The sequence below is a fragment of the Aeromicrobium sp. genome (genome assembly GCF_047607065.1).
Classification (GTDB): Bacteria; Actinomycetota; Actinomycetes; order Propionibacteriales; family Nocardioidaceae; genus Aeromicrobium.
This window is the reverse complement of record NZ_JASGDU010000001.1, coordinates 1-14,678: the sequence shown is the minus strand read 5'-3', so window position 1 is coordinate 14,678 and position 14,678 is coordinate 1. Positions and strand designations below refer to the sequence as shown.

The 14,678-nt window shown below is 68.8% G+C and carries 13 protein-coding genes and 2 tRNA genes; 10 read left to right on the top strand and 5 right to left on the bottom strand.

The features are described 5' to 3' along the window. Positions 1-22 precede the first annotated feature (22 nt). Complete coding sequence (gene nudC / locus QM597_RS00075) at positions 23-889, top strand: NAD(+) diphosphatase (protein WP_415002838.1); 867 nt, start codon at positions 23-25, stop codon at positions 887-889. 95 nt (positions 890-984) lie between these two features. Here nudC and QM597_RS00070 read toward each other — a convergent pair. After that, positions 985-1,060 (bottom strand) — tRNA-His (locus QM597_RS00070). 49 nt (positions 1,061-1,109) lie between these two features. Next, positions 1,110-1,721 (bottom strand): oligoribonuclease, encoded by a 612-nt coding sequence (gene orn / locus QM597_RS00065; protein ID WP_415002837.1) that lies wholly within the window; start codon positions 1,719-1,721, stop codon positions 1,110-1,112. Positions 1,722-1,830: 109 nt separating this feature from the next. On the opposite strand from orn, the gene QM597_RS00060 reads away from it, so the two are divergent. Next, positions 1,831-2,625, top strand: a complete 795-nt coding sequence (locus QM597_RS00060; RefSeq protein WP_415002836.1) for a DsbA family protein — start codon at positions 1,831-1,833, stop codon at positions 2,623-2,625. Between the two features lie 20 nt (positions 2,626-2,645). Here QM597_RS00060 and QM597_RS00055 read toward each other — a convergent pair. After that, a tRNA-Arg gene (locus QM597_RS00055) sits at positions 2,646-2,719 on the bottom strand. Between the two features lie 104 nt (positions 2,720-2,823). Between QM597_RS00055 and QM597_RS00050 the strand changes: the two genes are divergently transcribed. From QM597_RS00050 to ettA, 4 genes are all read left to right on the top strand, one after another. Further along, positions 2,824-4,032 (top strand): PrsW family intramembrane metalloprotease, encoded by a 1,209-nt coding sequence (locus QM597_RS00050; RefSeq protein ID WP_415002835.1) that lies wholly within the window; start codon positions 2,824-2,826, stop codon positions 4,030-4,032. 88 nt (positions 4,033-4,120) lie between these two features. Beyond that, the gene (locus tag QM597_RS00045) at positions 4,121-5,857 is read left to right on the top strand and encodes an ABC transporter (RefSeq protein WP_415002834.1); all 1,737 of its coding nucleotides are present in this window, start codon (positions 4,121-4,123) and stop codon (positions 5,855-5,857) included. Further along, positions 5,854-7,515 (top strand): GTPase, encoded by a 1,662-nt coding sequence (locus tag QM597_RS00040; RefSeq protein ID WP_415002833.1) that lies wholly within the window; start codon positions 5,854-5,856, stop codon positions 7,513-7,515. Before QM597_RS00045 ends, QM597_RS00040 begins: the two co-directional genes overlap by 4 nt. Before the next feature lie 57 nt (positions 7,516-7,572). Next, positions 7,573-9,255, top strand: a complete 1,683-nt coding sequence (gene ettA, locus QM597_RS00035) for an energy-dependent translational throttle protein EttA (protein ID WP_415002832.1) — start codon at positions 7,573-7,575, stop codon at positions 9,253-9,255. Positions 9,256-9,494: 239 nt separating this feature from the next. Here ettA and QM597_RS00030 read toward each other — a convergent pair whose 3' ends face one another. Further along, positions 9,495-9,980 carry a MarR family winged helix-turn-helix transcriptional regulator gene (locus tag QM597_RS00030; protein ID WP_415002831.1) on the bottom strand — a complete coding sequence of 162 codons (486 nt, stop codon included), beginning with the start codon at positions 9,978-9,980 and terminating at the stop codon, positions 9,495-9,497. A 111-nt stretch (positions 9,981-10,091) separates the two neighbouring features. Here QM597_RS00030 and QM597_RS00025 point away from each other — a divergent pair, with 111 nt between their 5' ends. Then, complete coding sequence (locus QM597_RS00025; protein WP_415002830.1) at positions 10,092-10,628, top strand: YceI family protein; 537 nt, start codon at positions 10,092-10,094, stop codon at positions 10,626-10,628. Positions 10,629-10,734: 106 nt separating this feature from the next. Here the strand turns inward: QM597_RS00025 and QM597_RS00020 are convergent, their stop codons facing one another. Further along, positions 10,735-11,310 (bottom strand): TetR/AcrR family transcriptional regulator, encoded by a 576-nt coding sequence (locus QM597_RS00020; protein ID WP_415002829.1) that lies wholly within the window; start codon positions 11,308-11,310, stop codon positions 10,735-10,737. A 109-nt stretch (positions 11,311-11,419) separates the two neighbouring features. Between QM597_RS00020 and QM597_RS00015 the strand changes: the two genes are divergently transcribed. Genes QM597_RS00015 through QM597_RS00005 form a run of 3 tightly spaced genes read left to right on the top strand, consistent with a single transcriptional unit; the run spans position 11,420 to position 14,545 of the window. Next, positions 11,420-12,565: an acyl-CoA dehydrogenase family protein gene (locus QM597_RS00015; protein ID WP_415002828.1), complete on the top strand. Its 1,146-nt coding sequence runs from the start codon at positions 11,420-11,422 to the stop codon at positions 12,563-12,565. A 1-nt stretch (position 12,566) separates the two neighbouring features. Beyond that, a complete protein-coding gene (locus QM597_RS00010) occupies positions 12,567-13,784 on the top strand; it encodes an acetyl-CoA C-acetyltransferase (protein ID WP_415002827.1) in 1,218 nt (405 codons plus the stop codon). After that, positions 13,781-14,545: an SDR family oxidoreductase gene (locus QM597_RS00005; RefSeq protein ID WP_415002826.1), complete on the top strand. Its 765-nt coding sequence runs from the start codon at positions 13,781-13,783 to the stop codon at positions 14,543-14,545. The genes QM597_RS00010 and QM597_RS00005 overlap by 4 nt, the downstream gene beginning before the upstream one ends. Positions 14,546-14,678 lie beyond the last annotated feature (133 nt).

The following is a 14,678-nucleotide window of genomic DNA, read 5'->3' as shown; positions in this document are numbered from 1 at the left end:
CGGGTGGGTCTACGGTGGCCGGGTGAGTCGTTTCGCCTTCGAGGTCGCGCGCCATGACCGGGCCGCCCATCGCCGCCGCGACCCGCGCCCCGAGGGTGCCCGTGTCATGGTCCTGGGCGGTGAGCACGTCGCGACGGCGGCGGAAATCCCGGCAATCGCCTGGATGAGCCGCGACGAGGCACCCGACGGCGAATGGGTCTGGCTCGGTGAGCAGGGCGGCCGGGATCATGCCGCGGTGGTGGTCGACGGGCGGGTGCCGGCCGAGCTGAATCCGGTGAGCGTCCGTGTGCTGGCCCCGCTGCTGGATCCTGAAGACCTGTCGCTCGCCGTTCACGCGGTCGCCCTCGCCCGCTGGCTCGCCGCGACACCGTTCTGCCCGCGGTGCGGCACGCGCACGGAGGTCCGTCAGGCGGGGCACGCGCGCCATTGCCCCGGATGCGCTGCCGATCACTTCCCGCGCACCGATCCGGCCGTCATCATGCTCATCACCGATGCCGAGGACCGGGCGCTGCTCGGTCGCAGCCCCGCCTGGCCGGAGGGCCGGTTCTCGACGCTGGCGGGATTCGTCGAGCCGGGCGAATCGCTGGAGGACGCCGTGCGGCGCGAGGTCGCCGAGGAGGTCGGCGTCACGGTCGGCGAGGTCGGCTACGCCGGCAGTCAGCCGTGGCCCTTCCCCGCAAGCCTCATGGTCGGCTTCTTCGGCCGGGCCACCATGACCGAGATCACCGTCGACACCACCGAGATCGCCGAGGCCCTCTGGGTGACGCGCGACGAACTGCGCGCCCACGGCGAGGCCGGCACGCTGCTGCTCCCGCCGAGCGGCGTCTCGATCTCGTCGTGGCTCGTCGAGGCCTGGCTCGGCGATCAGATCACCGCCGCCTGGTTCTAAGGATGTCCGCAGATAGTCTGGGAACTGAACTGAGACAGCGCCGTTCCCGCCTGAGAAGAACGTCGGCCCCAGCACTTCCGCGCTGGGGCCGATCCTGGGGTGGCTGACGGGGCTCGAACCCGCGACAACCGGCACCACAAGCCGGGACTCTACCAACTGAGCTACAGCCACCAGGCGCGCCGAGCGATGCCCGGCACGGCCCGTCGAGCATAGCGCAGGTTCACAGCGATCCGGTCACCGAGCCGCCGATCTCGGCCGCGATGGTGCGCGCGGTGTCGGAGTCGATTCCCGGATCGGGGGTGAACACCGCCCGGCGGTAGTACCGCAGTTCCTCGATGCTCTCGGCGATGTCGGCCAGTGCGCGGTGGTTGCCGGCCTTGGCCGGGGCCGCGAAATAGGCGCGGGGGAACCAGCGCCGGGCCAGCTCCTTGATGCTGGACACGTCGATGATCCGGTAGTGCAGCCACGCCTCCAGCTCGGGCATGTCACGGGCGAGGAACGCCCGGTCGGTGCCGACGGAGTTGCCCGCGAGCGGGGCCTTGCCGGGTTCGGGCGCGAACTGGCGGACATGGTCGAGCACCTGCGCCTGCGCATCGGCCAGCGACAGCCCCGCATCTAACTGCTCGATCAGGCCCGATGCGGTATGCATGCGCGTGACCAGTTCGTTCATCTGCTCCAGTGCGGCCTGCGGCGGTTTGACGACGAGATCGATCCCTTCGCCCTTGACGTTCAGATCGAAGTCCGTGACGAGGACGGCCACCTCGATGAGCGCGTCGCTGTCGAGCGACAGTCCGGTCATCTCACAATCGATCCACACCAGTGTGTCGTTCACGGTCGTTCACGGTACGCCACCGCGCCGCTGGCCTGTGGTGCTGCCCGCTACGCTGACCGCGACCGATGCAGGCCGATCCGACTGTCGGCCCCACCGCCAGGAGACCTGAGTGAGCAACAAGGACCGTCAGCAGCGCGCCGCCCGAGCCGAGCAGATGCGCAAGGAGCGTGAGAAGGCCGCCCGGCGTCAGCGTAATCTCATCACGGCGGTCATCGTCGTCATCGTCGCCGCTCTCATCGGCCTGGCCGCCTGGGGCGTCAGCTCCAGCACCAAGGAGAACAAGCCGAAAGCCTGGAGCGTGACCTACACCCCCGAGGACGCCGGCGGCACAGTGGCCGAGGGCTACGAGCCGGTCGTGGTGGAGCTGTACGAGGACTTCCAGTGCCCGGCTTGCCAGTCGCTCGAGACGCTCTACGGTGAGCAACTCGAGGCGCTCGTGGCCTCCGGCGACATCACTCTCAAGTACCACCCGTACTCGTTCCTCGACGACCGCGGCGGCAGCACGAACGAATATTCGCGGCGGTCGACCAACGCGGCTATCTGCATCTACGAGGAGTACGGTGCCGCTGCCTACGTGCAGTTCCACGACTACCTCTACGCCAATCAGCCGGCCGAGGGCACGGCCGGGCCGGAGGACGCCGAACTGGTCTCGGCTGCCGAGAGTCTCGGGTTCACCGGCATCGCGGATTGCGTCACCGAGCACACCTATTTCAAGCGTGTCGAGCGGGCCAAGGAGGCCGGCGTCGAACGCGGTGTCTCGGCCACACCGACGATTTACGTCGACGGCAAGCAGGTCGAGGACAAGGCGACGCTGCTCGATCAGATCAACGCCCTCGTGGCCGAGCGCAAGGGCACCGAGGTGCCGGCGACGACCGACCCGGCTGCGGTGGTGCCTGCGGGCTGAGCACGCCCCGCAGCACCCGGCGCCCCCGGCAGGACTCGAACCTGCGACCCAGTCATTAGAAGTGACTCGCTCTATCCATCTGAGCTACGGGGGCAAGGGACCGGCCGAGCGGTCGCCAAGCACGGATCGTAACCGATGGGCCGCGCCGGAGGCGTCGTCTGCGGGCGGCTGTCGGACCCGTCGCCTACGATGCGTCACGTGACCGCTGAACCCGCTACGGCTTCGCCGCCGGTGCCCCAGGACCCCTGGCTCCAGCGCGGCCGCCTCGCCCTGGTGGTCGGGGTGGCGGTGCTGGCGGTCGTCGGACTGGGCGCGGTCGGCTTCTTCCTTTTCCGCACCCACTCGTGGCACGGATCGGGCCTGGCCATCGTCCTCGGGCTGATCCCGTTGCCGCTGGTCGCGCTGTTCTATTGGTGGCTCGACCGCTATGAACCCGAGCCGCTGCGCTACGCCCTGGCGGCCTTCGCCTGGGGGGCGGTCGGCGCGGTGGCGATCTCCATCGGCCTGGAGGCGTGGTCGGCCTGGGCCTTCGACCTCAGCGATCAGCAGTCGGCCACCTTCGCCGCGCCGCTGGTCGAGGAGTCGGCCAAGGGGGTCTTCCTGCTGGCCACCTTCCTGCGCGCACGCCGGGTCATCGGCGGAGTGCTCGACGGCATCTTCTACGCGGGGGTGGTGGCGCTCGGCTTCGCCTTCGTCGAGAACATCGGCTACTACACGATGAGTTATCTGGGCGGCCCCGACCTCGGCGTCAGCGGTGCGCAGGGTGCGGTCGGTACCTTCGTCGTGCGCGGCGTGGCCAGTCCGTTCGCCCACCCGTTGTTCACCTCCTGCTTCGGCATCGCCCTTGGATTGGCCGTCGCCGTCCGGCCGGTCTGGGCGAGGGTGCCCATCGTGGCCGGAGGCTGGCTGGCCAGTGTGCTCATGCACGGGCTGTGGAACGGCTCGATCAGTTACGTCGGCCCGGTGGCCTTCGCCCTGTTCTACCTGGTGCTGATGGTCGTCTTCGCCGGATACGTGACGTTGTCGATCCTGTTGCGCCGCCGGCAGTTCGTCGTCGCCTGCCGCTCGTTGTCCTACATGGCTCAGCGCGGGTGGATCGAGCCGCACGACATCGCCTGGCTCACCTGGTTCGGCTACCGCGCGCAGGCACAGCAGCATGCTTTTCGTGCCGCCGGTCCGGCCGCGCGCGACGCGGTTCGCCGGTACCAGCGGCTCGCGACGGAGTTGGCCTTCGTGCACGACGCAGTCATGTTGCGCCGTCCGGTGGTGCGCGGCATCGAGCGGACGCGGTTCCTGCGGAGCGAGATCGAGGCGCTGCGACCAGGACTGATCCTGCCGCAGTCCATCGACCCGCTGCCCGCCTGGCCGGTATGGTCCGCTCCCGCCGGAGTGGCGATTCGGGCATGACACCACGTGACGCAGCCGCGCCCTGCGACGCGCGTCTACTAGGCTCTCGGTAGAAACGGGCGATGTACGAGACGGGAGAGGAGTGGTCGTGACCGGCGTAGACGCCTCGGGCGAACTCCTCAGGGCGCTGACAGCGCTGCTGGACCGTATCAAGCAGGCCGACCTGCAGCTCCAGGCCGACGGTGTCGATGACGCTCGCCGGTTGCGGGCCGCGATCTCCGACCAGCTGTCGGACTATGTATTGCCCAGGCTCGTGCAGTTCGACGCGCCGCTGCTCGTCGTGGTCGGCGGTTCGACCGGAGCCGGCAAGTCCACGCTCGTCAACTCGCTCGTGGGTGAGGTGGTCACCGAGTCGGGCGTGCTGCGCCCCACCACGCGATCACCGGTCCTGGCGCACCATCCCGAGGATGCGAAGTGGTTCGCGCCCAACCGGATCCTGCCCGACCTGGTGCGCACGGACCGCTCTGACAACTCCACCTACGGCCTGCGGCTGCGGGCCAGCCAGCACGTGCCGCGGGGCCTGGCGATCCTCGACGCCCCCGATGTCGACTCCATCGACGAGGGCAACCGCGAACTCGCCACTCAGTTGCTCGCCGCCGCCGACCTGTGGCTGTTCGTCACCTCCGCCGCTCGTTATGCCGATCAGGTCCCGTGGGACTACCTGCGCCAGGCCGCCGAGCGCAGCGCCTCGGTCGCGGTCGTGCTCGACCGCACCTCGCCGACCGGGGTCGTGGAGGTGCGCGGGCACCTCGCGCGCATGATGACCGCCCGTGGCCTGTCGGACTCGCCGCTGTTCACCGTCCCAGAGACGGCCGTCGACACCGAGGGCCTGCTGCCGCGCTCGAGTGTCGAACCCATCGTCAGCTGGCTGCACGACCTCGCGCGCGATGTCACGACCCGGACCATGATCGTCCGCTCGACCCTCGACGGGGCCGTTCGTCATGACGTGCTGCGCAGCCACGACCTCGCCGATGCTTTCGACGCTCAGGTGGCTGCGGCCGACGAGTTGCGCGCCGCAGTCGATGGCAGTTTCAGCCACGCCGTGCAGGCGCTGCAGCGGTCGGTTAGTGACGGCAGCCTCGTCAGTGGTGACGTCGCGGTGCGCTGGCAGAACTTCGTCGGCGGCGGTGAGATGGTGCGCACGGTTGAGGGCAAAGTCGGCCGACTGCGCGAACGTCTGGTTGACGGGGTCACCGGCAAGCGCTCCAAGGCCGACGACGTCGCCTCGGCTATCGAACACGACCTCGCGGTGCTGATCGTCGAGGTGCTGGAGTCCGCGTCCACCGCCATCGTGGCGATGTGGGCCACCGCCCCGGCCGGGGCGGCGATTGTCGCGGCCCGCCACGGCCTCGACCGCGCTCCGCGAGACTTGCGAGCACGGGCTGAACGGCTGGCCCGCGACTGGCAGGGTCGGCTTACCGAGCAGGTCCGCGCGGCAGTGGCGGGTCGTCGGCTGTCTACTGACGCACTCGCCGTTGGTGTTCCGGGTCTATCGGTCAGCGCGATGGTCTCGGCCCTCGGCGCGGGCGACACCGACGCCGGACGCCTGGGACGCGAGATCATCGACGCAGTGCTGGGCCGGGAGAACGTCGACCAGATCGTCGCGGCGGCCTCGGCCGACCTGCGCGACGGCGTCGCCCGTATCGTGGGCGAGGAGCAGGCGCGGTTCACCGTCCTCGCGCCCGACCCGAGTGCGGTGCGCGCCGCCCAGGCGTCCTTGCGCGAGGCCGCGCGTCGCGCCGAATATGCGCGACATCTCGATGGACTAGAGTCACGCATCCAGCGCGGTTCGCATGCCACAGGCAGAGGGGGGGAGAAACGTTGAGTCAGTTCTCGGACTCGCCCACGCCGGTCTACCGGGGTGACATCGGCGACATCGGCCGCCGGGTCGACGGCCTCGTGACTGCGGCCACCGCCGCGCACGGACGGCTTCCCGACTCGTTGCTGGCAGTGGCCGACCAGTTGTCGGGGCGCGCCGTCGAACGGCTGCGGCTCTCCGGTGAGCACACCATCGTTGCCCTCGCGGGCGCGACCGGATCGGGTAAGTCCTCGCTGTTCAACGCCCTGACCGACCTCGATCTGGCCGGGGTCGGCCTGCGGCGGCCGACGACCTCCTGGGCGCTGGCGTGCGCCTGGGGTCCGGACGGTGCCCAAGGGCTGTTGGAGTGGATGGGCATTCCGCCGCGCCATCAGGTCTCTCGCATGAGCATGCTCGACCGGTCCGCCGAGGACACCAAGCTCGACGGCCTCGTGCTGCTCGACCTGCCCGACCACGATTCGACCGAGGTCGCCCACCACATCGAGATGGACCGCCTGGTGCAGTACGCGGACCTCATCGTGTGGGTGCTCGATCCGCAGAAGTACGCCGATGCGGCGATCCACGACCGCTACCTGCGGCCGATGGCCTCCTACGACGACGTCTCGGTCGTCGTGCTCAACCAGATCGACCGCATCCCGTACGAGCAGCGCGCACGGGCCGTCGATGACGTCCGCCGGATCGTTGCCGCCGGCGGCATGACCGATGTCCCGGTGCTCGGTGTGTCGGCCTCCCGAGGCGACGGCATCGACGACCTCAAGCGGGAGCTGGCCCGGCGCATCCGCACGCGCGCGTCGTCTCGTGAACGGCTGACGGCCGATGTGGCCGCTGCGGCCGAGAAGATCGCTGCGGTCGGCGGGCGTAGCAATGTGCCCGGCGTGATCGACGCGGACCGCGAAGAACTCGACCGCGCCCTCTACGACTCCGTCGGCGGCTACCAGCTCTCCTCGGCCGTTGGCGCGTCCACCCGTCGCTCCGTCCTGCGCTCGACCGGTTGGCCGTTGACCCGGTGGGTCGGCCGGCTGCGCAAGGATCCGCTCGCCGAACTCGGCGTCGGCTACCGCGATCTCGGCCAGGAGCAGTCGCGGCTCCCCGAGGCGATCCGTCCTCAGCGGTCTGCGGTCGATACGGCGGTGCGTGTGTTCGTGGAGAAAGCGTCGGTGGGTCTGGAGCGACCGTGGCGCGATGCCGTCCGGCGGGCCGCCGAGTCCGCCGCCCCCGGTGGGCAGGCTGCGGTGGCTGACGCAGTCGAGGGCGCGGTGGCGATGACCCCGCTGTCGGCGCGCGGCGGTGTGTGGACCCAGGTGGTGAACGCGCTGCAGTGGCTGCTGTTGATCGCGGCCGTGGGCGGCCTCGGCTGGTGGGCCGCAGAGCACCTGGTCGGCCTCGGAGTTCCGGAGTCGCCGACGGTGAATGGCTTCGGGCCGGCCGATGGCAGGCCGTTGTCGCTGGTCCTGGGCATCGGAGGCCTGGTCGGCGGAATCGTGCTGGCCCTGCTGTCACGTCTCGCCGCGCGGTTCGTCGCGCGGTCGCGCTCGGCCCGCGTGGAGCGTGAGGTGCGCGATGCGGTCGGTGCGGTGGCGCAGAAGATGGTGGTCACCCCGGTCGAGGCGGAGATCGCCGCTTACGAGCGTTACCGCGCCGGTATTCTCGACGCCCTCGGCTGACGCGCTGCTCGGGTGGGGACATCGGTGGTGCTGACTCGCCGATAGGCTGGGGGCATCATGGCTGACTACGTCCTCACACTGCGCAATGTCCGCAAGGCCCACGGCGACAAGGTCGTCCTCGACAATGTCACCTTGTCGTTCCTGCACGGTGCCAAGATCGGTGTCGTCGGCCCGAACGGTATGGGCAAGTCTTCGCTCCTCAAACTCATGGCAGGTCTCGACCAGCCCAACAATGGCGATGTCCTGCGCGATCCCGCCGCGACGGTCGGCATGCTCCAGCAGGAGCCGCCGCTGACCGAGGGCAAGACGGTCCTGGAGAACGTCGAGGAGGCGGTCGCCGAGATCAAAGGCAAGATGGCCCGCTTGGAGGCCGCCTACGCCGAGATGGCCGAGCCGGACGCCGACTACGACGCGCTGGGCACCGAGACCGCCGAACTGCAGAACTACCTCGACGCTGTCGGTGCCTGGGACATCGATTCCAAACTCGATCAGGCGATGGACGCGCTGCGCTGCCCGCCGCCGGACTCGCTGGTCGATCACCTCTCCGGCGGCGAGCGCCGTCGCGTCGCCCTGTGCAAGCTCCTGCTGCAGCAGCCCGACCTGTTGCTGCTCGACGAGCCGACCAACCACCTCGACGCCGAGAGCGTGCAGTGGCTGGAGGGGCATCTCAAGAGTTATCCGGGTGCAGTGCTCGCGGTGACCCACGACCGGTACTTCCTCGACAATGTCGCCGAGTGGATCGCCGAGGTCGACCGCGGCTCGATCCACGGCTACGAGGGCAACTACTCGACGTACTTGGAGACCAAGAAGGAGCGCCTCAAGATCGAGGGGCAGAAGGACGCCAAGCGCGCCAAGATGCTCGAGAAAGAACTCGAGTGGGTGCGCTCCAACGCGAAGGGGCGTCAGGCGAAGTCCAAGGCGCGTCTGGCCCGCTACGAGGAGTTGGCAGCCGAGGCCGAGAAGGCGCGCAAGATCGATACCTCCGACATCAACATCCCGGCCGGTCCGCGCCTGGGCGACGTCGTGCTCGACGCGAAGAGTCTCACGAAGTCCTTCGACGGCCGGGTGCTGTGGGATGACATCAGCTTCTCACTGCCGCGCGCGGGCATCGTCGGCGTGGTCGGTCCCAACGGCGTGGGCAAGACGACGCTGTTCCGCATGATTACCGGCGGCGAGCAGCCTGATTCCGGCGAGTTGAACGTCGGCCAGACGGTCTCGATCAGTTACGCCGACCAGAGCCGCGAGAACATCGATCCGAACAAGAACGTGTGGGAGGTCGTCTCCGGCGGGCTGGACTTCATCAAGGTCGCCAACTTCGAGATGAACTCGCGCGCCTATGTCGCGTCGTTCGGCTTCAAGGGGTCGGACCAGCAGAAGAAGGCCGGCGTGTTGTCCGGCGGTGAGCGCAACCGGCTCAACCTGGCGCTGACGCTCAAGCAGGGCGGAAATCTGCTGCTGCTCGACGAGCCGACCAACGACCTCGACGTCGAGACGCTGTCGTCTCTGGAGGATGCGCTGCTGGAGTTCCCCGGCTGTGCCGTGGTGACCTCGCACGACCGGTGGTTCCTCGACCGCATCGCCACGCACATCCTCGCCTGGGAGGGCACTGCGGAGAACCCGGCGCAGTGGTTCTGGTTCGAGGGTAACTTCGCCTCCTACGAGGCCAACAAGGTCGAGCGTCTCGGCCCCGAGGCCGCTCGCCCGCACCGGGTCACCCACCGCCGCCTCACCCGCGACTGACTGCGTGCCGCTGGCTGAGGTGCGTAGGCCGCTTGCGGACGCAGCGTCGAAGCCAGCGGGATCTACTGGCGGAATCTGAGGGAATCGCTGATTTATTCGGGTTGCGTGCCGCCGTCCGGTCCCTGAGGTGCGAGTGCAGCGCACCTCGAAGGGACTCGAACTGCAACTCATTTCGAGGCTCCGCTCGTTCCTCGCTACGCACCTCAATGAGCGGCATCGACCTATCAATCAGCGCTGCCTCAGAAGGGGCGGGCGTCGAGGTGGGCGGAGACGGCGGCCATGACCTTGCCGACGGTGGCGAAGTCGCCGGGGCAGGCCTGCGTGACGAAGTAGTCGTGGACGCCGCGGACGTGGGTGTGGGCCGCCCGTTCGAGCACCGCGAATCCGGCGTCGGTGAGGACGGCCGAGACGCCGCGGCCGTCCTCGGCGCACTGCCCGCGCGCCACGAGGCCGCTGCGTTCGAGCCGTGAGACGGTGTGCGTGACCCGGCTGCGCGAGTGCCCGACCGCGTCGGCGAGTTCGGCCATGCGGATCGCGCGCGACGGCACCTCCGAGAGCCGCACGAGGATCTCGTACTCGGGCAGTGAGAGGCCGTGATGCTGGCGCAGGTCGCGGTCGAGTTGGTCCATCAAGGCGGTTACGCCGCCGAGAAAGGCCCGCCAGGCACCCTGCTGTTCGACCGACAACCACGGGGTGTCGGTCGGCAGAGCATCGTCGGGAGCCACGGCCCTCACTGTAGTTGCCGGCTGCGGCGTTCTACTGACGCAGGCATTTGATTGAATATTCATCTACATGATACTGTCGGGATACAGACTCCCCAAGGATTGGAAGCGCCCATGAGCATCGTCACCCCCGGCACCTGGCAGCTGGACCCCACGCACACCGAGATCGGCTTCTCGGTCCGTCACCTGATGAGCAAGGTTCGCGGCACCTTCGAGACCTTCAGCGGCACACTCGTCACCGCCGAGGACATCACCGCCTCGACGGTCTCGGTCGAGGTCGACCTCAGTTCGATCAACACCGGCACCGCCGACCGCGACAATCACCTGCGCAGCGGCGACTTCTTCGACGTCGAGTCGAACCCCACCATGTCTTTTGCCACCACCGGTGTTGCGCAGAAGAGCGACAACGAGTTCGTCGTGTCGGGCGACCTGACGATCAAGGGCGTCACCAAGCCGCTCGACCTGGCCGTCGAGTTCCTCGGCGAGGGCAAGGACCCCTGGGGCGGCACCCGCGTCGGCGTCGAAGCGACCGCATCGATCAGCCGCAAGGAGTTCGGCATCGACTTCAACATCCCGCTCGAAGGCGACAAGCTGATGATCGGCGACAAGATCGCCATCACGATCAACGCCGAGGCCGTGCTGCAGGCGTGATCTAGGAAGTGCGACGAGCGGTCCCTGAGGTGCGAGGCCGCTCGCGGCCGAGCCTCGAAGGGCGCACCTCAGGACCCGATGTCGGGTTGCCCTCGAAGGGTGTGACCTAGGCGCTGGGGCGCAGCATGCGGACCGCGAGGTCGGCGTGCAGCTGCCCCAGCTCGTCGGGGGTGTGGGCGCGCCCCGGCTCGAACCACCGCACGAGATCGACGCTGAGGCTCAGTACGGCGCGCGCTGTGCCCCGCAGATCGGTCACCTCGCAGACGCCCTCGCCGACCCCCGCAGCGAGGGCGTCCTGCATGAGGTGCTCCATGCGCCGACGCAGGTCGGCGATGACGGCCCGGTGCTCCGGGGTCAGCGCGCCGAACTCGTACTGCACGACCCGGCCGACCCGGCTGTTGCGCGCGTGCCATTGGCTGAAGGCCCGCACCATAGCCGCGATTCTCTCGACCGGCGACCCCTCGCTCCGTGCCGCCGAGGAGAGGACGTCGAGCGCCCGTTGATGGCCGCGCAGCGAAACTGCGAAGAGCAGGTCCTCCTTGGTCGCGTGATGCACGTAGACCGCCGCCGGACTCATGCGCGCGCGCGCCGCGATGTCGCGCGTCGTCGTGCTGCCGTACCCGCGCTCGGCGAACGCCTCGATGGCGGCGTCGAGCAGCCGATCGCGGGCGGGCGTGCTCATGGCGGACTCCTTCGGGGCTGTGGTGGACAGCATGGACCAGCGGTGGCATCCTAAGCAAGCGCTTAGTTGGCGCGCCATCCTGCTACGCACGACCATCTGGAGACACCGCATGGACCGCACGATCTACACCGAAGACCACGAGGCTTTCCGCGAGACGTGCGCGGGATTCCTGTCCAAGAAGGTCGCCCCGCACATCGAGCAGTACATCGAGGACAAGGCGCTGCCGCGCGACTTCTGGCTGCAAGCCGGTGAGTTGGGCCTGCTCGGCCTGGAGATCCCCGAGGAGTTCGGCGGCTCGGAGGCCGGCGACTACCGCTTCAACGCGGTCCTCGGCGAGGAACTGAGCAAGGTCAGTTCGGCGCTCGGTTCCTGTTGGGGCATCCACGCCGACATCACCGCGCCGTACATCGTCGCGCTCGGCACCCAGGAGCAGAAGGAGCGCTGGCTGCCCAAGGTCGCTTCCGGGGAGTGCCTGCTGGCCATCGGCATGACCGAGCCGGGCGGCGGTTCGGACCTCGCCGCGCTCAAGACCACTGCGGTCCGCGACGGCGACGGCTGGGTCATCAACGGCTCCAAGACCTTCATCACCAACGGCTACAGTGCCGACCTCGTGGTGACCGCCGTGCGCACCTCGCCGGAGAAGGGTGCCAAGGGCATCACGCTGTTCGGCATCGAGGCCACCGACGAGGGCTTCAGCCGCGGCCGCAAGCTCGACAAGGTCGGCCAGACCGAGTCCGACACCGCCGAGCTGTTCTTCGAGAACGTCCGCGTCGGCGACGACCGCATCATCGGCCAGCTCGACATGGGCTTCATCCACATGATGCAAAAGCTCCCGCAGGAGCGCCTCGGCTGCGCGGTTTCCAACATCGCCCAGGCCAAGCAGATCCTCGTCGAGACGATCCAGTACGCCAAGGACCGCAAGGCCTTCGGTCAGTCCATCGGTGCCTTCCAGTGGAACAAGTTCCTCCTGGCCGAACTGGTCACGCAGATCGAGGTCGCCGAGGCCTACGTCGACAACGCGGTCGCCGCGCACGCCGAGGGCAAGCTCACTGCGGTCGACGCGGCCAAGGCGAAGTTCTACAGCTCCGACGTACAGAACAAGGTCCTCGACCACTGCGTGCAGATCCACGGCGGCTACGGCTTTATGAACGAGTACCGCGTCGCCCGCGCCTGGCGCGATGCCCGCGTGACCCGCATCTGGGCCGGGTCGAACGAGATTATGAAGGAACTCATCGGCCGCGAGTTGGGATTCTGACATGCCCGAAGCCGTCATCGTCTCCACCGCGCGTTCGCCCATCGGCCGCGCGGTCAAGGGATCCCTCAAGGACATGCGACCCGACGACCTGACCGTGCGCATGGTCAAGGCCGCGCTCGACAAGGTCCCGTCGCTGGCCCCGAAGGACATCACCGACCTGCACCTCGGCATCGGCCAGCCGGCCGGCGAGGGCGGACACAACATCGCTCGCGTCGTCTCGGTGCTCGCCGGCCTGGACCACCTGCCCGGCGTCACCGTCAACCGGTACTGCTCCAGTTCGCTGCAGACCACCCGCATGGCCTTCCACGCGATCAAGGCCGGCGAGGGCGACGTGTTCATCTCGGCCGGCGTCGAGACCGTCAGCCGCTTCGCCGGCGGCTTCGCCGATGTGCCCGGTTCGGAGAACCCGCTGTTCGCCGACGCCATCGCCCGCACCGCCAAGCGGGCCGAGGGCGGTGCCGAGACCTGGGCCGACCCGCGTGAATCCGGCTCGCTGCCCGATCAGTACATCGCGATGGGCCAGACGGCCGAGAACGTCGCGCAGTACCTGGGCATGAGCCGCGCCGAACAGGACGAGTTCGGCGTGCGCAGCCAGAACCTCGCCGAGGCGGCCATCGCCTCCGGCTTCTGGGCCACCGACATCACCCCGGTCACGCTGCCCGACGGCACGGTCGTCTCGACCGACGACGGCCCGCGCGCGGGCGTCACGCTGGAGGCGGTCAGCCAGCTCAAGCCGGTCTTCCGCCCCGACGGCACCGTCACGGCGGGCAACGCCTGCCCGCTCAACGACGGCGCGGCAGCGGTAGTCGTGATGAGCGACGTCAAGGCCAAGGAGCTGGGCCTGACGCCGCTGGCGCGCATCGTCTCGACCGCCGTCACGGGCCTGTCGCCGGAGATCATGGGCCTCGGCCCGGTCGAGGCGATCCCGGCCGCGTTGAAGAACGCCGGCATGGGCATCGACGACATCGACCTGTACGAGATCAACGAGGCCTTCGCGGTGCAGGCGTGGGGTTCGGCCAAGACCCTCGGCATCCCGCTCGACAAGCTCAATGTCAACGGCGGTGCCATCGCCGTCGGCCACCCGTTCGGCATGACCGGCGCGCGCATCACGAGCACGCTCATCAACTCGCTGCGGTGGCATGACAAGCAGTTCGGCGTCGAGTCGATGTGCGTCGGCGGCGGCATGGGCATGGCGATGGTGCTGGAGCGGTTGTCGTGAGCGCAGGAACCCTGCGCCACGAGGGCAGGGCCGCCATCGTCACCGGCGCGAGCCGGGGCATCGGCTACGCCATCGCCGAGCGGATCGTGGCCGAGGGCGGCAAGGTCGTCGTCACCGCGCGCAAGGCCGAGGCGCTGGCTGCGGCTGCCGGACAACTCGGCACTCCCGAGCAGGTGCGGTGGGTCGCAGGCAACGCCAGCGATCCGGCGCACCAGGACGAGGTCGTCGCGACCGCGCTGGAGGCGTTCGGATCGCTCGACTACATGGTCAACAACACCGGCATCAACCCGGCGTACGGCCGCATGGTCGACATCGACCTGGAGGCGGCGTCGAAGATCTTCGACACGAATGTCGTGGCGGCGATCGGCTGGGCGCAGAAGGCCTACCGGGCCTCATTCGAGGCGAACGGGGGTGCCATCGTCAACATCGCGTCGGTGGCGGGCCTGCTGCCGGCACCGAATATCGGCACTTACGGTGCGTCGAAGGCGGCGCTGATCCACGTGACCAAGGAACTGGCCGTCGAGCTGGGGCCGACGATCCGGGTCAACGCCGTCGCGCCGGCGGTCGTCAAGACCCGCTTCGCCGGGGCGCTGTACGAGGGCCGCGAGGAAGAGGTCGCCCGGCCGTACCCGCTCAAGCGGCTGGGGGAGCCGGAGGACATCGGCTCGGTCGTGTCCTTCCTGCTGTCGTCCGACGCCTCGTGGGTCACCGGACAGACGATCACCGTTGACGGCGGCCTGCTGCTCACCGGCGGCGTCTGAGCGGTTCGCTAGGTCGTGTTGATCAAGTTGGTCTTGATCGAGATCGGGGTCGCGGCGAGGCAGATGCCAGCGCGGTAGTTGCGGGCGAGTTTGTCTGAGCGCATCGCGATACCGCGCCACTGCTTGAGCCTGT